The sequence below is a fragment of the Gleimia hominis genome, assembly GCF_002871945.2.
In the GTDB taxonomy this organism is placed as follows: Bacteria; Actinomycetota; Actinomycetes; order Actinomycetales; family Actinomycetaceae; genus Gleimia; species Gleimia hominis_A.
Map to the genome: position 1 here is coordinate 1,289,194 of NZ_CP126963.1, position 21,157 is coordinate 1,310,350.

Annotated in this window: 15 protein-coding genes; 6 read left to right on the forward strand and 9 right to left on the reverse strand. The window is 54.7% G+C overall.

The features are described from left to right. Positions 1-53 precede the first annotated feature (53 nt). From glpA to CJ187_RS05700, 3 genes are read left to right on the forward strand one after another with little or no spacing between them, the layout of a single operon-like run. Positions 54-1,646, forward strand: coding sequence for an anaerobic glycerol-3-phosphate dehydrogenase subunit GlpA (gene glpA / locus CJ187_RS05690; RefSeq protein ID WP_102216670.1), 1,593 nt, complete (start codon positions 54-56; stop codon positions 1,644-1,646). Next, positions 1,643-2,923 carry a glycerol-3-phosphate dehydrogenase subunit GlpB gene (glpB, locus tag CJ187_RS05695; RefSeq protein ID WP_102216671.1) on the forward strand — a complete coding sequence of 427 codons (1,281 nt, stop codon included), beginning with the start codon at positions 1,643-1,645 and terminating at the stop codon, positions 2,921-2,923. The genes glpA and glpB overlap by 4 nt, the downstream gene beginning before the upstream one ends. Positions 2,924-2,925: 2 nt before the next feature. Continuing rightward, on the forward strand, positions 2,926-4,194 hold the full coding sequence (locus CJ187_RS05700; RefSeq protein WP_102216672.1) for an anaerobic glycerol-3-phosphate dehydrogenase subunit C: 1,269 nt from the start codon (positions 2,926-2,928) through the stop codon (positions 4,192-4,194). A 97-nt stretch (positions 4,195-4,291) separates the two neighbouring features. Here CJ187_RS05700 and CJ187_RS05705 read toward each other — a convergent pair whose 3' ends face one another. The 5 genes from CJ187_RS05705 to CJ187_RS05725 form a co-directional block, all read right to left on the reverse strand. Continuing rightward, positions 4,292-5,173 (reverse strand): metal ABC transporter permease, encoded by an 882-nt coding sequence (locus tag CJ187_RS05705; protein WP_102216673.1) that lies wholly within the window; start codon positions 5,171-5,173, stop codon positions 4,292-4,294. Further along, on the reverse strand, positions 5,174-6,106 hold the full coding sequence (locus CJ187_RS05710; protein WP_102216674.1) for a metal ABC transporter permease: 933 nt from the start codon (positions 6,104-6,106) through the stop codon (positions 5,174-5,176). Further along, the gene (locus tag CJ187_RS05715; RefSeq protein ID WP_102216675.1) at positions 6,106-6,894 is read right to left on the reverse strand and encodes a metal ABC transporter ATP-binding protein; all 789 of its coding nucleotides are present in this window, start codon (positions 6,892-6,894) and stop codon (positions 6,106-6,108) included. The genes CJ187_RS05710 and CJ187_RS05715 overlap by 1 nt, the downstream gene beginning before the upstream one ends. A 319-nt stretch (positions 6,895-7,213) precedes the next feature. Continuing rightward, complete coding sequence (locus tag CJ187_RS05720; protein ID WP_199171119.1) at positions 7,214-8,422, reverse strand: metal ABC transporter substrate-binding protein; 1,209 nt, start codon at positions 8,420-8,422, stop codon at positions 7,214-7,216. A gap of 334 nt (positions 8,423-8,756) precedes the next feature. Next, the gene (locus CJ187_RS05725) at positions 8,757-10,496 is read right to left on the reverse strand and encodes a pyruvate dehydrogenase (protein WP_102216676.1); all 1,740 of its coding nucleotides are present in this window, start codon (positions 10,494-10,496) and stop codon (positions 8,757-8,759) included. A 372-nt stretch (positions 10,497-10,868) separates the two neighbouring features. Here CJ187_RS05725 and codB point away from each other — a divergent pair, with 372 nt between their 5' ends. From codB to CJ187_RS05740, 3 genes are all read left to right on the forward strand, one after another. After that, positions 10,869-12,227, forward strand: a complete 1,359-nt coding sequence (gene codB / locus CJ187_RS05730) for a cytosine permease (RefSeq protein WP_102216677.1) — start codon at positions 10,869-10,871, stop codon at positions 12,225-12,227. Then, positions 12,211-13,488 (forward strand): cytosine deaminase, encoded by a 1,278-nt coding sequence (gene codA, locus CJ187_RS05735; RefSeq protein ID WP_102216678.1) that lies wholly within the window; start codon positions 12,211-12,213, stop codon positions 13,486-13,488. The genes codB and codA overlap by 17 nt, the downstream gene beginning before the upstream one ends. Positions 13,489-13,740: 252 nt before the next feature. Beyond that, the gene (locus tag CJ187_RS05740; protein WP_284667162.1) at positions 13,741-16,926 is read left to right on the forward strand and encodes a hypothetical protein; all 3,186 of its coding nucleotides are present in this window, start codon (positions 13,741-13,743) and stop codon (positions 16,924-16,926) included. A 220-nt stretch (positions 16,927-17,146) separates the two neighbouring features. Here CJ187_RS05740 and CJ187_RS05745 read toward each other — a convergent pair whose 3' ends face one another. The 4 genes from CJ187_RS05745 to CJ187_RS05760 all read right to left on the reverse strand — a co-directional run bounded on the left by CJ187_RS05745 (position 17,147) and on the right by CJ187_RS05760 (position 21,056). Further along, positions 17,147-18,070: a ribokinase gene (locus CJ187_RS05745; RefSeq protein ID WP_102216680.1), complete on the reverse strand. Its 924-nt coding sequence runs from the start codon at positions 18,068-18,070 to the stop codon at positions 17,147-17,149. 168 nt (positions 18,071-18,238) lie between these two features. Beyond that, a complete protein-coding gene (locus tag CJ187_RS05750; RefSeq protein WP_284667165.1) occupies positions 18,239-19,306 on the reverse strand; it encodes a phosphotriesterase family protein in 1,068 nt (355 codons plus the stop codon). Further along, positions 19,272-20,297: a DMT family transporter gene (locus CJ187_RS05755; RefSeq protein ID WP_102216682.1), complete on the reverse strand. Its 1,026-nt coding sequence runs from the start codon at positions 20,295-20,297 to the stop codon at positions 19,272-19,274. Before CJ187_RS05755 ends, CJ187_RS05750 begins: the two co-directional genes overlap by 35 nt. A 6-nt stretch (positions 20,298-20,303) precedes the next feature. Further along, positions 20,304-21,056 (reverse strand): glutamine amidotransferase, encoded by a 753-nt coding sequence (locus CJ187_RS05760; RefSeq protein ID WP_102216683.1) that lies wholly within the window; start codon positions 21,054-21,056, stop codon positions 20,304-20,306. Positions 21,057-21,157: the final 101 nt, after the last annotated feature.

Here is a 21,157-nt window from a genome sequence, read left to right on the forward strand (position 1 = left end):
TCCTATGCGCTCTCCCACATAGATGCACTGCTTCTGAACTACAAGGAGTCGTAATGAAGAAGCTTGAAACCGATGTCGTGGTCATCGGAGGTGGCGCCACCGGTGCGGGCGTACTCCGTGACCTCGCGATGCGTGGCTACCGCGCGATACTGCTTGAACGCGCCGACATGGCTCAGGGCACCACTGGGCGCTACCACGGGTTGTTGCACTCCGGTGGCCGCTACGTGGTTTCCGACCCCCGGTCGGCCACGGAATGTGCAGAAGAAAACGAGATCATCACGCGCATCCACCCGGACGCAGTGGAAGACACCGGGGGCCTGTTCGTAGTTACCCAGTACGACGACCCGGCGTTTGGCGACAAGTTCCTAAAGGGAGCAAAAGAAACCGGGGTGTGGGCCGAAGAGATTTCCATCGAAGAGGCGTTGCGGCGCGAACCCCGGTTGGATCCGAAAACGAAACGGGCGTTCGCGGTGCACGATAAGACCGTGGACGGTTGGGCCATGGTGTGGGGCGCGGTGCGGTCCGCACAAAAATACGGTGGCCAGGTGATGACGTACCACCGGGTAGAAGACATTATTGTAGAAAACGGCCAGGTAGTTGCCGTGCAGGCACACGGAACAAAAACCGGGCAGGACGTGCGGATCGACTGCCGGTTCGTCATTAACGCTGGGGGCCCGTGGTCGGGGCAGATCGCCGCTATGGCGGGGGCGCACGACGTGAACGTGGTTCCAGGCCGCGGCATCATGATCGCGATGAACCACCGGTTGGTGAACTCCGTGGTTAACCGCTGTATTTACCCAGCTGATGGCGACATCATCGTGCCCGTGCACACCGTGTGCATTATCGGCACCACGGACGTAGCTGTTGACGACCCGGATCACCTGGAGATCCCCCGCACGGAAGTGCAGCAAATGCTTGACGCGGGCGAAGCGATGATCCCCGGGTTCCGCAGCGCGCGGGCGGTACACGCCTGGGCGGGGGCGCGGCCCTTGGTGAAGGACACGCGCGTGGCTGCGGACGACACACGCCACATGTCGCGCGGCATGTCGATTATTGACCACAAGCACCGCGACGACATCGCGGGTCTGCTCACAATCGCGGGCGGTAAGCTCACCACCTACCGGTTGATGGCGAAGAACATTGTGGACGTGATGGTTGATCAGTTGGGTGACGACAAGGTCTGCACAACTGATAAAGAAGCGATGCCGGGCACCGAGGTGGGTGACACCTACCAGGTGACGCACCGGTTGGAGGAGCGGGAGCACGACCGGTTTGATTCGCAGATCATTTGCGAATGCGAAATGATGAACCGCCGCATGTTCGAAGAACTGTTGGAACGCCAGCCGGACGCGACGTTTGACGATCTGCGCCGGCAACTGCGGCTGGGAATGGGGCCGTGCCAAGGTGGTTTCTGCTCTACCCGCGCTGCGGGCATTACCCAGGAGGCCGGCCACGGCAGTGCGGAAGATGTGACGAGTTTGCTGCGCCTGTTCCTCAAGAATAGGTGGATCGGGTTGTGGCCGATACTGTATGGGCGTCAAGTGCGCCAGACCGCGTTGGACGACTGGATTTACCAGGGCATTTTAGACATTGAGAACGTGCCCGAGGTGGATCCGAAAACTGTGAAAGCGCAGGATGTGCGATGAGTCGAGTAGTTGTTGTTGGTGCTGGGATTGCGGGTTTGACGGCCGCTTTGCGTCTTCGCGAAGCTGGGCATGAGGTAGTGCTCGCATCTAAAGGTATTGGTGGCCTGCAGTTGTCCCAAGGCACGGTGGATGTGCTGGGGTACCTGGAGGGCAGCCGGGTGGATGACCCGCTGGGCGCGATTGACACGTACGGTTGGAAACCGGGTTTGCATGGGCCGCATCCGTATGAGGTGATTGGTTCCGACGCCACGAAAGCAGGCGTGGAGTACTTGGCGCGCCTTTTGGGTGAGGAGTACCTGGTTGGTGACCCGCATGTAAACAAGTGCTACCCCACGGCGATCGGTGGGGTTCGTCCCACGAACCTGGTGCCTCCGTCGATGGCCGCTGGTGAGTGTAAGGACGGCGCCCGGTTCATGATTGTGGGTTTGCGGCAGTTGAAGGATTTCTACCCACAGTTGTGTGCGGGGAATTTAAACCGGACGGATCTGCCTGGGGGTGGCCGAGTTCAGGCCCGTCCCGTGTGGGTAGATTACGAGGTGCGGGAGAACGAGATTGACACTTCCGCCCTGAATTATGCGCGTGCCCTGGAGGATCCGCAGGTCCTGCAGGGGCTGGCGGATAAAGTGAAGGCCTTTTTGCATGAGGGTGAGTCCGTGGGGGTGCCCGCTGTGTTGGGGGTGCATGGCTCTGGGGTGTGGCAGCAGTTTGAACAGCTGGTGGGTGCGCCCGTGTTTGAGATCCCGCTGCCACCCCCGTCGGTTCCGGGGATGCGGCTGAATCAGCAGCTGACACAGCTGGTGAAGGACAAGCGCGTGTTCTTGATGCTGTCGGCTGAGGTGACGGGCGTGTCTGCGGAAGCTGACCGGGTTACGCACGTGACCGTTCAGGTTGCGGGGGCTGCGAAGGAGGTTGCCGCGGACGCGGTTGTGTTAGCTGCAGGTGGTTTTGAGTCCGGTGGTTTGATGATGGATTCGTATGGAACGATTTCGGAACGCGCCCTGGGTTTGCCGGTGACGGCGCGGGAGATCCCGGATTTGATTCACGGTGATTACTGGGGAGATCAGCAAGCACTATTCTCTGCGGGCGTGGCTGTGGATGAGGCGATGCATCCGCTGGATGAGGATGGCAACGTAGTTTATTCGAACGTGCATGTTGTGGGTGGCATGATTGCCGGGGCGATGCGTTGGCAGGAGAAGTCCGGTGAGGGCATTGCGCTGGGCTCCATGATCCGCGCGACAGATGCGATTGGTACGGCCGCTACTGAGGAGGAGAAGTAGTTATGAATCCGATTGAGATGGCCCGCGAGTCCGTGGCACGCGCCTCGCTGGATAACTGCGTGAAGTGCACGATTTGTGAGACTCAGTGCCCGGTTGCGCGGGTAACTCCCCTGTTCCCCGGGCCCAAGTACGTGGGTCCGCAGGCGGAGCGTTTGCGCGAAGGCAAGTCTGTGGACGTGTCTTTGGATTTGTGTTCGGGCTGTGGGATTTGCACCACCGTGTGCCCTCAGGGTGTGAAGATCGCGGAGATTAACGCGCAGGCCCGGGCGGTGATGAAGGCGCAGCATGGGGCGCCGCTGCGGGACCGTTTGATTACGCAGACGACACTGATGGGGCAGGCGATGGCACCGGTGGCGCCGATTGCGAACGCGGCGTTGGGAATTAAGCCGCTGCGTAAGGTGATTGACAAGGTGATGGGGATTGATGAGAACGCCCCCATGCCGACGGCCCACGGGCAGACGTTGCGTTCGTGGTTGAAGAAACGTAAGCGCACGAGTAAGCCAGCTACGCGCGGTACGTTAGTGTTTTTCCACGGTTGTGCCGGTGGGTATTTTGAGGTGGAAACGTCGAAGCATTCCATTGAGGTTTTGGAGCACTTGGGTTACGAGGTGCTGGTACCAAAGCAGGGGTGCTGTGGGCTGGCTGAACAGTCGAATGGTTTGTTTGACGGCGCGCAGAAGAAAGTGTTGAAGCTGTGTGATGATCTGATTAGTTCCGGTAAGGATCTGACGATCATTTCTTCTTCTGGTTCTTGCACGGGCATGTTGAAGCATGAGGCGCGCGAGATCATGGGGGTGGATGACCCGCGGTTGGATGATGTGAGTACGCGCATCATGGAGACCAGCGAGTTCTTGTGGGACCTGTATTTGAAAGGTGAGTTACCCACTGACTTCCGTGAGTTGAACATGAAGGTTCCGTACCACCAGCCGTGTCAGGTGAAGAGCCAGGGCATGGGGATGCCGGCGGTTCCTCTGATGGAGTTGATTCCGGGCGTTGAGGTGGTGGAGTCCGGTGAGCCGTGCTGCGGTATGGCTGGAACTTACGCCCTCAAGTCGGATAAGTACGAGATTGCAGCGAAAGTGGGCGCTCCCCTGTTCGATCTGATTCGCCGTACGAATCCAAAGATTGCGGCGTGTGAAACGGAGACGTGCCGGTGGCATATTGCGAAGGGGTCGGGGGCGAACCTGGTGCATCCGGTGAGTTTGATTCACTGGGCGTACGGTCTGCACGATGACCTGTTTGAGGGCGCGGTGCGGCCACCGAAGAAATAGCTTCAGCACGGTTTTAAACCAAACAACTGCGGCTGCGCTTGCGGGCTTTGAGCTACTTTAACTAGTGGTCAGAGCCCGCTTCGCGTTTTCCGCCCATTTATGCAAAAACGTGTTTTTGCGTGGGTTTGTGCAGTTTCTTCATGAGGTCCCGCGCGAGTGTAACCACGAGGTACACGATGCCCGCGAGGCACGCGATGGTGCCACCAGCAGACAGGTTCCAGTGCACGGCGGCCGCCATGCCCACGAGGCCGATACCGATCCCGAGCAACGGGGTGGTCCATAGCAGCGTGCGCATAGACCTCACATGGGGGTACAGGCATGCGGCGGGCGCGGCGATCAGCGCGATCGGCAGGATTGTACCAACCGCGGGGATTACAGTTACGGTCGTCAAGCAGATGGCCGCTAGGATCACTGCTTCAGCTAGTGCCTCATGAAAACCGGCTGCACGGTAGGCAACGGGGTCGAAACTGTAGAACGTCAGGTAACGGCCCCCAAACCCCACGACCACCAGCAGAAGCAGCAGGTTCACAGCCAACGCGCCCACGTCCACCGTGTTCACGTGCAGCAGGGAACCGGTTAGGAACGAATCTATTTTCAGAGGCAAAGGGGCGAACCACTTGTTCAGAAAATAGCCGAGCGCGAACCCGAACGTGAGGATGATGCCGGCACTGGCCTGCGAAGACTGGCCGGGTACGCGCGCCAGGTAGCGCATTAACCAGATTGTAGGGATACAGATGAGGATTGCGCCGACGAACAACATGATCGACAGCGTGCCGTAACTGGCGCGCGTTGCGAACACGGAGTGGGCAATCCAAGCTGCTACCACTACCCCGATAATCGCCCCAGGAAAAGTGGCGTGAGTGAGGGATTCGGAGAAGAAAATCCGCGAGTGCGCCACCGCGAGCGCACCCACGATACCGGTGGCGGCGCCCATGAGGATCACTTCAACTACGGGTAAAAAGAGGATATCCCAGGTCATTTAGTGTGCCTTTACGAATTCTGTGCGAGCGGAAGCTGATTGTTTGCGGCCAGTTCGCAGCGCAGTGCGAGCTGCGAGGGCAACGAAGTACAGGGCGATTACGGACAGGGCGACGGATGCTTGTGGAGAGACGGGGCGGGGCGCGGGGATCAGCATCATGAGCATGCCCAGGTAGCCGCCGCCGATCCCCACCGCGATGGATACGGCCAGCATGGAGCGCACGCGGCCGGCCAGTAGGCGCGCGGCCGCGCCGGGAACCACCAGGTAACCGATGACGAGCAGGCTTCCCACGGCCGACGATGCGGCTGCCACGACCGCTGCGATCGCGACATTTAGTACTAGGTCCGCACGCAGCAGTGAAATCCCGCTGGCTGCGGCCCCAACTCGGTCGAATGCGCAGTAAATCTGACCGCGCCACGCGAAAACCACAAGTATGCCCGCCGCGAGGCACACGACGAGCGCTTGGGTTAAGCGATAGTCCGTAACTTCCAGGAGCCGGCCGAACATGAGTGCTTCCAGCTGGCCCGACATGTCCCCTTTCTTGAGCGACAAGACAATCCCGAATGAGAAGAATGAGGTGAGCACTACCGCGGTTCCTGCCTCACTGGTCCGCCCAACGTTCTGTCGGCTGAAGTAGGTTAACGCGAGGGCGGCGAGGACAGCGACTGCGGACGCCACGGGGATGATGGAGTCGATTCCGCCGTACACTGCGCCGGCAACGATTCCGGGGAACACGGAGTGGACCATGGCTTCGGCGTTAAACTCGGCGCACCGCAGGTTGATTACGACCCCGATTATGCCACCCACGGTTCCGAGTACCACGAGCATCAGTAGGGGGCGGAACAAGAATGGTTCGCTAGCCAGCAGATCCAGGCCGGGAATGTAGGTGCAGAGGATTCGTAGTTGTTCATAAAGATTGGACATAGTTTCCATTACTGCACCTCCTGGTGGGCGTAGTATTCGTCGTGTCCGCCGTAGGCTTGGGCGAGTAGCTGGGAGCCGAAGATGTCGTCGCGGCTACCGAATGCAACTTGGTGTCCGTTGCCGAGCAGGCAGATTAGTTCGCACACTTCGCGCGCTAACACCAGGTCGTGGGTGGAAACCGCGACCGCCACCCCACTGGCTTTTATGCTGGTGATTATGCGCAGTAGGGCGTCGCGGTTGGGTTGGTCAAGTCCGTTAAAAGGTTCGTCCAACAGTAGTAATTGTGGGCTTGAGGCCAGGCAACGGGCGACGAGCACGCGTTGTTGTTGGCCGCCCGATAGGTTACCGAACTTGTCGTCGGCGCGATGCAGCAGGTCCACTTCTTTTAGTGCGGTGCGCACGCGTTCACGTCCGCTTTGGCTTACGTGTTGCCAGAACCTCATTTTTGGATACAGGCCCATTTGCACTACGTCGCGTACGGTTACGGGGAAGGTTTGGTCGAGGTCACTGACTTGGGGGACGTATCCGATGGAACCGCGGGGCGCGTGGCCGGGTTGGTGTCCCAGGACCTGCACGTGACCTTCCGCGACACGCACCATCCCGAGGACGGCGCGCAGCCAAGTGGTTTTCCCCGATCCGTTTGGGCCAATCAGCGCCATCGCTTGTCCGGGTTGCAACTGCGCGTTAACACCCGTGACCACGGGGGCTCGGGTGTAGGCAAAGGCCGCATCCGTTATTTCGATGGCGTTGTTGGTGTGCTGTGCGTCGTGCAAGTGTTCGCTCTCCCTCGTTTGCATCTGTGTTCTTCTGGTGGTCCGCATTTTGCCTCTCCCCTAAACAGCTGTTTCCGCGTAAGTTAGCTCGCTACGGCGAGTTAGATCTTCGCGCAAAATGGGGCGTAAATGCGGTAATGCGCAGTACCAGTGCACATTTGGACTGTGGAGAGGTTTAAGGCGGTTCCACTTTCAGTAGCAGTACTGTTCGGTGGTTCAGCTACAAGTTCCAAATGCACGCGTTACGAACGCATTGCGTTGCCAAGTCAATATTTAGTTATTCTTGAGGCGCTTTTTACTGCCTGTTTTATGAGCAGCTCTTAAGCCGCTTTAGGCGACCTTCTTATTTTTTCGGCGCCCATTGGGAGAGACTTTCGGGCACCTGCGCTACTTTGCCGTCCCACGCGGTAACTAGGTTGGTCACGTTGTGGAGGATGGAACCGATGTAGGTTTCCCCATCGGATCCGGGTTCCCCCAGGGAGTCACCGTACAGGGCTTCGTCCCCAATCACGGCTTTTACTCCGGCTACTTCCGCAACTTTTTGCACGGACTTGGGGTTGTTGGAGTTTTCCGCGAAAACCGCTACCGCACCCGCGTCCTTAACTTGCTTTGCAGTTTCTTTAATCTTATCTGCGGTGGCATCTTGCTGGGAGTTGAAGTCCGACAGGGCAGCCCCCTCAAACTTCACATTGAACTCGTTTGAGAAGTACCCGAACGCGTCATGGGAGGTGAACAGTACCCGCTGTTTTTCCGGCACGCTGTCGAGTGATTCTTTCGCCCACTCGTCAAGTTCCTGCAGGCGTTCTAGGTATTTGTCCACGTGTTTTTTGAACAGGTCCTTATTCTTCGGGGATGCGACCTCTAGTGCGTGCCCAATGTTCTTTACCTGCACCATTGCGTTGTGCGGGGAAGTCCACACGTGCGGGTCGAACCGGAACTCCGGTTCACTCTCCCCCTCTTCGGGCGGGAACGGCCACTTCGCCACGTCCACTTTGTCGATTCCGCGGTCTACTTTGTAGGGCAGTTTAGATTCTTTTTCTTGCTGTCCTTTGAGGTCGTCGATGTCCGCCGCGCCCGCTACCCCAGCTGTGATGACCATCGTGCCTTTAAACCCGGTGGATTGCACGGCTTGGTCGAGGAAGTGTTCCAGGTCTACGCCGGAGACGAAGAACAGGTCTGCATCCGCGAGCGCTTTCGATTGTTCGGGCGTCATTTCGTGTTCGTGGGCAGATGCGTTAGGAGCAAGTAGACACGTGAGGTCCAGCGTACTCTTAGCGTTCTCCCCCTCCGCTCCGAAGTGCTCTTTTTTACCGTCAGATCCCATGCGATTGAACGATAGTTGTGCGTCTTTGGAGTTATCGGTTGCTAACTGCGTGATGTAGTCGCACACCTGGGTGGTGGACGCAACGGCTTTTACGGTTTGCGTATCCCCGTTTGCTGATGCGTCGTTTTTTGCTGCACTGGTTGCTTTATCTTGGCAGCCAGCCAAGCCTGCGACTAGCAGCAGTGTCGCAAGAGCGCCTGCGATGCGCTTTGTACTGTTATTGATAATCACGTTCACTAGCCTAACTTAGGTTACCCAAAGTTTCAATCCCTCGACATATTTCTACCTTATCTCTCTATATATATTTGTCGCCCTTACTGATCTTCTTGTAGGAATTCTCACACGGCCGCGCCTAACACAGGGTTGCGCTGCGAAGAACAACCAGGTTACAAGCATCCAGAAAAGCCCGGCAAAACCGGGCCAACATTTAGAAAGGCCCGGGCAAAAGCAAGCCCCTCAACGCGCCAAAAAGGGCGGGTGCGTCGAAGCACACCCGCCCTGTGGCGACTTAGGTAACCCTCACGCGGCAGTGGTCTGCGCTGCCGGTGGGGTTTGGATTATTCTACGGCCGAGGGATGTTCCTCATGTTGGAGGTAGCCATCGAAATGGCCTCCCCCATTCCGCCGGACATCACCATTTTTGACATGGCGGTGGCGAAGCCGATCAGCTGCTCACCGGTGATTTTGGGGGGCAGCGAAAGCGCGTTCGGATCGGTGAGGACTTCCACCAGTGCCGGCCCGTTGTGCGAAAGGGCTTCTTGCAAGGTGGAACGCACTTCTTTAGGGTCGACAACGCGTTTGGACCAGAATCCAGCGGCTTTGGCGATGTCGGCGTAGTTCACGTCGTGCACGTCGGTGCCAAAATCTGGCAGACCGTCTACCAGCATCTCGAGTTTCACCATGCCGAGCGTTGCGTTGTTGAACACAACCACGGTGATGGGCAGGTCGTGGCAGCGGGCCGTCATGAGCTCGCCAAGCAGCATGGACAGGCCTCCGTCGCCAGACACGGAGATCACTTGCCGCCCCGGGTAAGCGGTCGCTGCCCCCACCGCTTGCGGGAGTGCGTTCGCCATGGACCCGTGTAGGAACGAGCCGATTAGCCGCCGCGTGCCCAGCGGGTCGATGTAACGCGCGGTCCACACGTTGCACATGCCGGTGTCCGCGGTGAATACCGCATCTTTGTCCGCCAGTTCATTCAGCACGTGCGCAACGAACTCGGGGTGGATCGGTTTCATGTTCTCCACGTTCTTCGTGTACGCGTTCACCGTGGAAGTCATGAGTTTGCGGTGACGTTTGAGTGTGGATTTAAGGAACCGGTCGTTCTTTTGCTCCACGAGGGGCAGCACGGCCCGGCATAGTTCGGCCACGTCCGCTTGGATCGGCAGAGTTATTTGGGTGCGCCGACCGATCGCGTGCCCACGCACGTCCACCTGCACGGTGGGAACGTTGGGGAGGAACTGGTCGTAGGGGAAGTCGGTGCCAAGCATGAGCAGCAGGTCCGCGTCTTTCATTCCCTCGGCGGCCGCACCGTAGCCCAGCAGACCAGTCATTCCCACGTCAAACGGGTTGTCGTATTGGATTGCGTCTTTACCGCGCAGCGAGTGGCCCACGGGCGCATTTAGACGCGCCGCTAGCTCAAGTACCTCACTGTGCGCCCCAGTAACCCCAATCCCAGCAAAAATGGCAACCTTGTTGGCCTTGTTGAGCATTTTCGCTAGCTGCGCCACGTCTTCTTCTGCGGGCACCATCCGGGGGCGGCGCGCTGGGATGTAACGCGGAGTGGGGGCGGTCGCTTCTTCATGCGACACGTCGCCAGGCAGGGTAACTACGGAAACGGATTTGAGGGACTGGGCTGTGCGGATCGCGTCTGCGAACACGCGGGGAGCCTGGTCTGGGGTCGACACCATTTCGCAGTAGTCGGAGCATTCGGTAAACAACCGGTCCGGATGTGTTTCTTGGAAGTAGTGGCTACCGATTTGCACGCTTGGGATATGCGACGCGATAGCCAGCACGGGGGCGCTTGAACGCCACGCGTCGAATAGGCCGTTAATAAGGTGTAGGTTCCCCGGCCCGCATGAACCAGCGCAGACGGCTAGTTCACCCGTTAGCTGCGCGTCCGCGCTCGCGGCGAACGCAGCGGCTTCTTCGTGACGCACGTGGATCCAGTCGATTCCACCTTTTTTGGAACCACCAGTTTTACGTACGGCGTCCACAACCGGGTTGAGAGAATCTCCGACGATTCCGTAGATCCTCTTCACACCCGCGTCCACTAGCTGAGCAACTAACTGCTCTGCAACGTTCATTGAATCCTCCTTGGCGAACCGCGCTTTGCGGACATTTCGCTATCATCCCCATCATATTAAGGAAAACGCGTGCTTGTGCTGTGAGGTTCCTTGCAGGCCCTTACGCACCGGCTTTTACCCCGGTTCAGTGTCATGAAAACCACTTCAGCGGATGTGACGCGTAGCGATGGAAAGTGGTGCAGTGACTTCGGTGGCGATTGGCTATGGAAAGTGCCGTGAAAATCAGTTAAGCGGTTGCAGTGCGAACTGTTTTGCGCAGCTATTCGTGCGCAACTTCACGCTTGAGAAACTTGTGGCGAACATGGTTGTAGCAATAAGCTAGTGGCAATTTGAGCCAAAATCGGGTGGCTCTAGAAGAGAGGGGAACGGTTAATGGCTTCTGCGCCAACAGTTACAAAGCAATCGACGCATTCGTCGCCTCCAACACCGGATGTGCCAGTGCGAAAAACAGATGAGGATTTCTCTTTTTCCGCTGTTCCTATTTCTAGCCGACGTTCCTTTTGGGCCGTCGGTTTTGTTATGCTCGGATTCACGTTTTTCTCTGCGTCCATGTCGGTGGGTGCGAAGCTGGGGAACGGCTTAGACCTGGGTGGTTTCGCTGCCGCAGTTATTGTGGGCGGGTTGATCCTGGCGGTGTTCACGGGGTCGTTGGCTTACGTGGGTGCGAAAACGGGGATGGGTGTGGATGAGTTGGCGCGCCACTCGTTTGGCCGCTACGGCTCTTTTGTCCCCTCCTTTTTGATTGCGTTTACGCAGATGGGTTGGTTCGGTGTGGGGGTAGCGATGTTCGCGATTCCCACCGGTGAGCTGCTGGGGATTTCTCCGTGGCCGATCGTGTTGATCGCCGGTGCTTTCATGACGGCGTCGGCGTTTTATGGGATTAAAGCCATTGAGATTGTGTCTTTCGTTTCCGTACCCCTCATTGCGATTTTGGGAACTTATTCGATGGTGACGGCGACAAACACGGGTGGTGGCCTTGCGAATATTTTCTCGCATTCCACGGGGATGCCGGTTATCACGGGTGTGGGCATGGTTGTGGGTTCGTTTGTTTCCGGAGGGAGTGCGACCCCGAACTTCACCCGCTTCGCGGCTACGGCAAAGTCGGCGGTGGTGACCACGGTGGTGGCGTTCTTGCTGGGTAACACTTTGATGTTCTCGTTCGGTGCTGTGGGCGGGGCGTTCACGGGGAAAGACGACATTTTCTATGTGATGATCGCCCAGGGGCTAGCGATTCCAGCGTTGTTTGTGCTGGGTGCCAATATTTGGACGACGAATAATAACGCGCTTTACACCACGGGTTTGGGGTATGCGAATATCACGAAGCGCCCGACCCGTCCGATGGTGCTGATTGCTGGTGCGTTGGGCACACTCAGCGCCCTGTGGTTGTACGACAACTTTGTGGGTTGGCTCAGTTTTTTGAACGCAACCCTGCCCCCGATTGGGGCGATACTGGTTGCGGATTTTATTGCGAACCATAAGCGGTACATGCAGGTAGTGCGCCGGGTTGAAGAGGCGGATCGGCGCGGTTTTGTTGCAAACACGCATTCGGCGGGGTCGGCGCGTCCGGTGGCTTGGTCCTGTGTTGCTGGCGTGGTTGTTGGCGCAGTTGTTGGGTGGACGGTCCCGGTTGGGATTGCGTCTATTAACGCGGTAGTTGCCGCGGTGTTGGTGTACGCGGTTGGCCACGCGGTGGAGAAGGTAAGGAAGGGTCGTAATGTCCACACTGCTTAAGAACGTTCGGATTGAAAACGACGCGCACCTGTCGAATATTTTGGTGCGCGACGGCAAGATTGCGCGCATTACCGCGGCGGATGACTCCCCCAGCGGCAACACTTCCGTTGATGAAGGTGCGACCGTTGCTGAAGGTGTGGAGGTTCGCGATTGTGGGGGCCGTTTGGTGTTGCCCCCGATTGTGGAGTCGCACGTGCATTTGGATGCGACGATGACGGAGGGCGATCCGCATCCGAACGAGTCGGGCACGTTGTTTGAAGGCATTGAGATTTGGTCGAAACGTAAGCAGCGTTTGACGGCTGAGGATGTGAAGGAGCGGGCGCTGCGGGCGATCCGTCAGCAGGTACGGTTTGGGGTTCAGTTTGTGCGTTCGCACGTGGATGTGACGGATCCGAATTTGACGGCGTTGCGGGCGTTGCTGGAGTTGCGTGAACAGTTGCGTGACCAGGTGACGTTGCAGTTGGTGGCGTTCCCTCAGGAGGGAATTGATTCGTTCCCCAATGGGCGTGCTTTGATGCGTGAGGCGGCTCAAATGGGGGTGGATGCGATTGGCGCGATTCCGCATTTTGAGTTCACGCGGGAGTATTCGGTTTCGTCGTTGAACTTTGCGTTTGAGTTGGCGCAGGAGTTCGGTTTGTTGATGGATGTGCATTGCGACGAAATTGACGATGAGGCGTCGCGCGGTTTGGAAACGTTGGCTACCCGGGCGTATGAGGCGGGTGTGGGCGCGCGGGTAACGGCGTCACACGCGACGGCGATGCATTCGTACAATAACGCGTATTTTGTGAAGTTGTTGCGGTTATTGCAGCTCAGTGGGATTAATTTTGTGTCGAATCCGATGGTGAATACGCATTTGCAGGGCCGGTTGGATTCGTATCCGAAGCGGCGTGGGGTGACGCGCGTGCCGGAGCTTACGGAGGCTGGTTTGAATGTGTCATTTGGGCAAGATGACATTGTGGATCCGTGGAATCCGCTGGGGACGGGCTCGTTGCGGGACGTGACGTTGTTTGGGTTGTATGTGACGCAGATGATGGGTGCGGCGCAGATTGATGGTTCGTACCGGTTCATTACGCATAATGGGGCCCGTACTTTGAACCTTGAGGGCTATGGGATCGCGGAAGGTAATGATGCGAACTTCATTGTGTTGGGCGCGAGGTCGTGGCGGGAGGCGTTGGCGTTCCACGCGCCGGTGGTGGCGTCGTACCGACGGGGCCGGTTGTTGTTTGAGTCCACAGAGCCTGACCGGAAGTGGTATATGTAACATTTTCGTGGCGAAGGCATGCTACTGAGCTAGCATGCGAAACCGTTAGAACCGGGGTTTACCTGCAATTTCAGTGGTAGGTTGAACCCCGGTTTTGTTTACCTTCATACCTCCCCTTAATGTTTACAGACCTAAGTCGTTAATTCGTACCTCCTAAATTGCTTTACAATTCTAGCTATCTTTTTGTTCACATGGCGTCCATCTATGTGTTGGCAGGTGGAATAGTTATGTTTACTGAATAGGAGTTAAAGAATGAAGGCTCGTAAACCGGTGTCGGGTGCGGTGGCTGCTTTGCTACTTGCGGGTTTAACCACCCCGGCTATTGCACATGCTGCGGAGGCTACTTTGGACGCGGATGCTTCTGGCAGCATGGTGAATGGCCCTGAGGTGGGTCTTGCTGGCGCGACGCAGGATTCGCAGGATAAGGCGAGGGAATCGGCGCAGCTGCAGAAGCAGATTGAGAAGGCGAAAACTGCGTTGAAAAACGCGCAGGCAGCGTATGAGAAAGCGGAAGCTGCGAATAAGAAGGCGGTTGAGGCGGCTGCGGCTGATAAGACTGCGCGTGAGTCTAAGGCTGCGGAGTTCATTAAGACCAATGATGAGCTTCAGAGTGTGCAGGCGCAGGCTGCGAAGCGTAAAGCTGAGTTGGAAGCGAAGTTGGATGAGCTGACTGCGGAGTTGAATAAGTTGGCCGCTGCGAATAAGCAGGCTCAGGCTGATAATAAGACGAAGAATGAGTCGTTGCGGGTAAGCCAGGAGGAGTTTGTCGCGGCTACTGCTAAGTTCGAGAAGGCGAAGACGGCTTTTGATGCGGCTTATGAGCCGGCTAAGAAGGCGCAGGATGCTTTGGAGAAGGCGCAGGGCGATAAAGCGGTTGCGGCTAAGGCGTTTATTGAGGTTAACGATGAGTTCCAAGGTGTGGATGAAGCGGCTGCGAAGCAGAAGGCTGAGCTTAAGGTGACTCTTGAGAAGCTCACTGACGAGCTGAACAACCTGGCGGAGGCTAATAAGAAAGCTCAGGCTGAGCACGCTGAAAAGAATGACGCGTTGCGGGTAAGCCAGGAGGCTTTTGCTGCGGCGACTGAGAAGTTGAATTCGTCGAAAGCTTCCCTTGCGACTGCTGAGACTGCAGCTAAGGAAGCTAAGGACGCGGCAGATCAGGCTCAAAAAGCATACGAAACGAAGGCTGCTTCGTTCATTGACGTGAACGACAAGCTTAGTCACGTTGACTCGGACGCGGCTAAGAAGAAGGTGGAGTTGAATGCGAAGCTTGGCTCTCTTTCAAACGAGAAAGAACGCTTGCAGCAAGCGGCCACAAAGGCTGCTACAGAGCATAAAGAAAAGAACAACGCACTACTCCAGAAGCAGTTGATTCTTGTACACGCAACTGAAACCTTCAACCAGGTAGATCCAGAGTACAAAAAAGCTAATACAGAGTTCGAAGCGGCCTATGTTGCTTTTAACAAGGATCAAAACGATCAGACCAAGATGCAAGCATTGGCTGAGAAACAACTAGCTTTGAAAGCAGCAACTGATAAGTGGAAACCTAAGAAAGCAGCGCTTGATGTGGCAACTGCTGAGTTCGATAAAGTGTATGGTCCGGCCAAAATCGCTCAAGATGCTGACGAAGCTGCGCAAAGTGCTCTAGAAGCTAAGAGCAGTGAGATCACTACACTCGAGACTGATTTGAACGGTGTAGATAATAAAGCTGAGCAGACGAAATCTGAGCTTACTGCAAAGCTAAGTGGTCTCCAGACTGAACTCAAAGAATTAGAAGCAAAGGCTGAGGAAGCCCAAACTGCTAACAAGAATAAAGCTGCGAAGCTGAAGTATGCGCAACAGTCTTTAGCCGAGGTGACCAAGCTTTACAAGGAAGCTGAAGCTAAGTTCGCGGCGGCTTACGGGCCAGCGAAGGATGCTCAGGATGCAGCGGAGGCAGCGCAGAAGGCTTACGACGCGAAGCCTGTAGAGTTCATTAAGGTAAATGAGAAGCTTGCAAACATCGATGCGGATGCTGCCTCAAGAAAAGCGGAGTTGCAGCAGAAACTTGATGAGCTCAGCAAGAGCCTCAATAAGCTCGATGAAGTTCTAGAAGCCGCTGAAGCTGAGAATGCTGCTAAGAATGACGCGTTGCGCGTTAGCCAGGAAGCATTTATTGAGGCCACCGAGCAGTACAACAAGGCTAAGGCTGACTTCGAGAAGGCTTACGGGCCGGCGAAGGAAGCTCAGGACGCAGCGGAAGCAGCCAAGAAGGCTTACGATGCAAAGCCTGCAGAGTTCATTAAGGTAAATGAGGAACTCGCGAACGTTGATGCTGAAGTTGCACAGAAGAAGGCGGAGCTTGAGTCGAAACTTGAGAAGTTGACGAAGGAGCTTAATAAGCTTGATGCAGCTGTAGAAGCTTCTGAGTCTAAGGCGTCCGAAGCCTCTAAGCAGCTGAAGGCCGCTGAAAGCAAGGTGGCGGAAGCGAAGTCCGCGCTTGAAAAGCTTCTAGCGCAAGCGGATTCTGAGAAGCCTGGAGACTCAAGTGATTCTCCTATGGGTATTCCTCCAGCGCTGAAGGATGAGGACCCGGCTGGTAACAAGCCGATCTTGAGTGACTCGGAGAAACCGATGGGTATTCCTCCGGCGCTAAAGGATGAGGACCCGGCTGGCAACAAGCCGATCACCAGTGAGTCTGAAGAGGAAGATCCGATGGGTATTCCTCCGGCGCTGAAGGATGAGGACCCGGCTGGTAACAAGCCGATCCTGAGCGACTCGGAGAAACCAAGCTTGACGCTTGATGATTTCATTAACTGGGAAGGCATCAAAGACATTTTGAAGCCGGGTAAGACCCTCGATGATTTCATTGATGTCACCAAGCCGGGTAAGACCCTCGATGATTTCATTGATGTCACCAAGCCGGGCAAAACCCTGGATGACTTCATTGATGTCACCAAGCCAGGTAAGACCCTGGATGACTTCATTGATGTCACCAAGCCAGGTAAGACCCTGGATGACTTCATTGATGTCACCAAGCCAGGTAAGACTCTCGACGACTTCATTGACGTGAACAAGCCTGGTAAGACCCTCGATGACTTCATTAACTGGGAAGGCCTTAAAGAGGCTTTGAAGCCGGGCAAGACGATTGATGACCTCATTGATCACGAGAAGCTGGCTGACCTGATTGCTTCCATGAAGGAAGAAGGCAAGCAGGAGACCCCGAAGACTGAAGAGGGTAAGCAGGAGTCCCCCAAGGCTGAGGAAGGCAAGAAAGCTGAAGCAGTGGTTAACACTGCTGGTGAGCAGAAAGTTGTGAAAGTTGCGAAAGCAACCACCGCTGCTCCGAAAGCTCTTGCATCAACTGGTGCGGACTCCAGCGCGGCCGCCCTGCTAGGCCTAACCGCTCTGACGCTTGGTGGTGTAGGTGTAGCTGCTGCACGTCGCCGCGCACACTAAAAACCAGGCAACTAAACAGGACACTCCTGTTTAACAGCTAAATAAAACGGGGGCTGAGTACCAGACGTACTCAGCCCCTATAACTCATGATTTCGGGTTCAAAAAGCTAATCTTCTCCTGCCGCTCTTTAGCATCAATCGGATCACCATGTGCATGGCTTAGATCTTCGCGGCGCAACGAAATAAGCCAGTAATTATGCAAGAAAGAGCTCCCCATTACCCTAAGGAATTTCAGTCATGTACGCGTCAGCAATAACCCCGTAAGAAGCCGATGCACCATGATGTTCTACAGTTCGCCCCGCCATCTCGTTTGCTTGCTTCGCTGAAGTAACTAAATCTCGTCCCATCGCTAACTCTGCAGCTAAGACACCGACAAATGCATCACCCGAACCCGTAGTATCAACTACGTTAGTAGCAGGACTTGCTGGTATACTTACTACCCCTTCCTCGGAAGCTACAACACACCCTTCAGACCCTAATGTTACTATAGCCGTTCGTGCATAATCTAAAAGTCGTTCTGCAATAAGTCGGCCTCCTCCACCATCTCTTGGAGCCTCAGTTCCCAAAAGAAATGCGGCTTCATGCTCGTTAACAACAAGTGGGTTACAGAGCTTTAGAACTCTCTCTGGTATATCTATTACGGGCGCAAGATTCATAATCACGCGCTTCGCATTCTTGTCAGCAATTTCAATAGCACGGATGTTCGTTTCAACTGGAATTTCACCTTGAAGTACTAAAACTTCACTGTCGTTAATATATGCCGCATTTTCTTCAACATAGTCTGGTGTCACATGCAGGTTAGCAGCTTGGACTACAACGATCTGATTATTACCCTTCGTGTCCACAACTATGTGCGCCGCACCAGTAGCACTTTCCGAGCATGTGACTAAATTATCTGTGTTTACCCCCACTTCATGTAGGGTATCAATGAGAAGTTCCCCAGCTTCATCGTCGCCCACTGCACCTAAAAAGCTTACTGGCACGCCAGTGGAAGCGGCCGCACAGGCTTGATTAAGCCCTTTCCCTCCCGCAGCGTAAAACTGGGCATTTCCTAGTACAGTCTCACCTGGTTGAGGAATTACTTCTGTACTTACAATTACATCCTGATTTGCAGATCCAAGCACTACAACTTTCGCATCTGGCAAGGTACTCTCCTTATATTGACTATGTTTTCTGAGGGTGGGAGTAGATCTAAGTGCTTATGTGTAAGCAACAGGCCAGCTGTCTTTGCATTTCCTACTCGGCATCAGTCGGCCTGTTGCTCAAATCTCCAAGGCTCCCGATTTGCTAAGCCTCAAAGAATTGTCGCTCAATCATGCTGTTAGCACTCTCGCAGGATTATCCACCAAGAGTGTGTGGCACTGTTCATCAGTTATTCCTAAAGTGCGAAGTAAATCAATAAACACCCCGGGGACAAATGCAAATCCATTACCTCCGTTCTGTGTCCACATCTGCTTTAAGAAAAGATCGTGCGAGAGTAGAATTTGCTTCTCGAAACCTGCTTTGATCAGATTAGCTACTGCCTCAGCAGTCTCGTTAACTGAAGGCGATACACCTTCTTTAGGGAACGTGATATCTAGTCCGATCATGTCGAATTCGAGCCATACGCCACGTTCCAGCATCCTGTGTTGATACTCAACATCCTGTCCAGATGGATCCGAATGGGCTAGTGAGATTTTCTCAGGCATCGCACCACATTCATTTATTGCAATGTCTAGAACCTCATCTCCTCGCCGCTGCCACCCTGGCATGTGAATATTCAGAGCTATCGTAGGGTTATCCGCTTGTGCTAACGCTGCACCACGCAGAGAGGTGTGTTCTGCATCCGTAAACTCGGGTGACACGCCAATTTCACCAATCATTCCTGCCTTTACGCCAGTGTTGCCTACCCCTACACGGATCTCTCGTGTCATGCGTTCTGCAAGTATATCTGGGTCGCTATCTACAATATTTCCACCTTCGAACTTTTCCAGATATGGCCCAGTAGACATCACGATATTTAAATTCGTCTCCGTAGCCACGGCTACTAAACGCTCGGGATTCCGTCCTATAGCTTCAGTGCCAGTAGCATCAACAATTGTCTTGCCACCAAGTTGCGCGAACTGCAAAACTTCCTTAACGACAGCAGAAACAGGCTTGTCAGAAAGGTTATCCGCACAACAATAAGGATCCTGCCGCAATCCCCACATCAGCTCGGGGGAAACACTTTTCCCGACCAATCCGTTTGAGAGCTTATAAAACGGATCGTCGACAACCGAAGACAGATCGTTGAATAGATGCTCATGCGGTAGAGTTAATCCCATTTCTTCCGCATCGATCACTCCCTTGACTGTCTGCAACTGACCACTACTCAGCTGTTTCGTAATTAGTTCCTTTCCCAATCTTCTTTGATGGAATCATTGCAATACCAGAAGCAATAAGAGCAACAACCGTCCCCACGACTGTTAGACCATAGACAGTGTGTCCTAGCTGTGGTACAGCAAGATCAATTAATACTGATCCAATGAGCTGGCCTGCCGTCGAAGCCAAAGCCAATAGCAATAGCCCAAGCTTCCTAACAAGTAATGCCATAAGCGCAATGGATAGAAGCCCCAATGGGCCACCTAAGAACATCCACCATCTAGTTGGCAAAGCGAAGGTTGCATTACCTACGCTTAGCCTTACTAGAAAGGCAACTGTTAGTGCAGTAAATCCCACAATAAAGTTCCACGTGATTGACACAAGCATTGAGTCAGCGAGCAAGCCGATCTTAGAGTTACCTGCGGGCTGCCAGCCTGCTAGTAGGCCGCCCGTGAACGGTAAGATTGCAAGAACAAGTACGTGTGGCGCAGTGAAAACTGGTGACACCACAAGTATCGTTGCGACAATAGCAAGTACCGCACCACATATTCTTGGCAAACTCAAAGCTTGTTTGAATTCAACACCTATACCAAATCGATCACATAGGATACCTGAAATCACCATTCCCGATATCAACGAAGTTTGGAATGTGGCTACACCTAACGCGCCAACTGAAACACCTTCAGAAAGCACAATTACAGCACCGCAACAACCAGCAAAAAAATAGGGCCACGGAAGCACACCTGCTTTTAGTTGCGAGGGCAGATGGAATAATGCAGTCCGAAGCTTCTTCTGAGGTAGAACAATGATGAACATTACTACCAAGCCCGAAAAGAAAGAGATACATGCAGCCAGGTGTCCATCACCAATGACCTTGCCTAGCTGACCATTAACAGCTGATTGAACAGGTCCCAGCATTCCCGCTAAGATTGTGAATAAAACAAAGAGTCCAGCAGTAGCCGATGCAACAACCGTTTTAGTGTCTGTTTGCTCGTTTAGTGTATTCCTTAAAGATTCTTCTCGCTTATGCATAATAGCTCACCCCTCTGCACCGGCAAGCCAATTAATGGTGTTATTAAAGAGCGTTCCGTACCCTGACCAGTTCATGAACTCAACTGGCGCCCAATGCGGTGATATGTCCGAGGCGAATGCGACACTCCTACCCTTTCCCACTTGCCACGCGAGAAGAAGTGGATCTCGATCTACACTCGCCAAAACGATCGCATCGTCCTTGGCTTCTAGTTTTTGGTAGCCCAACAAATACGGCCACGTATTGTCAAGGCCTTCAATAATAGGGTGGTCTATTTCAGCGTTTTGCCCCCGAATGCCTTGAGGCGCTTCCACCCGATCATCCCACTTGGAAATATTAACTGGAAGAACATCCTCGACCTCCGTACCAGCGTAGTTTGCCTTGGCCTGAAAACCTTGAAAGCTTAAGTACCCCCCAGCCATCATCAGCCCACCCCCACTCCGGACCCACTCAGAAATAACGTGAAGCCGATTGGGCACTCGCTCCCCTAACTCGAACACTTTTGGAGATAGAAGCAAACTATTGGCACCTATATCCGACAGAATTAGAACATCGTATCGGTCAAGCTCACTCACACTGTAAGGAAAGAATTCAGATACGTCATGAGATTTAAGATGATCAACCGAGTGCCCTCCGTTGCGCAACACTTCCAGGAGCTTCTCACACCCCACATGCACTTGCGTATGAGGGAACGGATCAAAGCCCTTGTGATCCACAATATCGCTAACCCAGGATTCTCCTGCAAGCAGTACTTTCGCCATTGACTTCTCCTTTCTTGCGCAACGTTGCGCAACTGCTGTCACTGATAATGTACAATAATTCTTAGAAATAATCAAACATCTACCGACATCAGAATGGAAAC